Source organism: Leptospira gomenensis (assembly GCF_004770155.1).
Lineage (GTDB): Bacteria > Spirochaetota > Leptospiria > Leptospirales > Leptospiraceae > Leptospira > Leptospira gomenensis.
Genome location: NZ_RQFA01000053.1, coordinates 1 through 822 on the forward strand (window position 1 = coordinate 1; position 822 = coordinate 822).

The window sequence follows — 822 nt, forward strand, 5'->3', positions numbered from 1 at the left end:
GTTACCCATGATACCCGCGCTCACTCCAAAGCCGCTCTTCTCGTTGTAGCTGACCCCAGCGCCTAAACCACCACCACCTACGTTCACCCCTGCTCCAAAACCGCCGGCATAGCTGTAGCTAAGGTTTACTTGCACTGCTCCCCCGGCCGCGTCCTGCGGTGACGATCCGTAGATAGGCATCGCATCGAGCCTGCGCCGGACCGCGCTCGCAGCTCCGGTCAAGTTATTGTGTTCAACTGAAATAACATTACATTTCTCTAATGCCAATAACTTGACCACGCCTTGATCGCTCGCGGGAGTGGGAGAGGAGGAATGTTCACTCGTATTCAACCTTTACACATCTCTTCTCAGGGGACGCGGTTTTCGAAGTCAAATCAACACCTTCGCAACGAGTAATCGGAGCCTTAAACTCTACCACCGTTTGAGGCGATATTCTCAGTTCCCTTAAATTCCTGGATTTCGCGCCAACTACCACTTTCAAAATCGGATTCTTCGATACATTGATCCGTTCAATCGTCGAAAGATCAATCACTGCAATATCATACAATTGATTATTCGAAAGGTCCACATCCCTTAAAAACGATTCGTTAAACAATTTCCAAGGAAAACTACGAAGTCCGTTATACGACAAATCAAAAGATTTCAAGCGCTTACCTATCTTGCGAGATGAGATATTCGTTATGTAATTAAACGAACTCTCCACCGTTTCAACGTGGTCGTTCGACAAAAGGCAATCCACGGATCTCAGTTTGTTACGGACAACATTGATTTCCCGAATCGTACTTGTTTCACAAAACCAAACATCGTCTTCCAGTAGGTTCC

At 47.0% G+C, this 822-nt stretch carries 1 protein-coding gene and 1 pseudogene; both read right to left on the reverse strand.

Annotated features, from left to right (window positions below):
* On the reverse strand, positions 1-330 hold a 330-nt coding region (locus EHQ17_RS19965), incomplete at its 3' end, for a hypothetical protein (protein WP_210414548.1).
* A pseudogene (locus tag EHQ17_RS19970) lies at positions 317-822 on the reverse strand (leucine-rich repeat domain-containing protein); the annotation flags it as partial. The pseudogene EHQ17_RS19970 and the gene EHQ17_RS19965, both read right to left, overlap by 14 nt.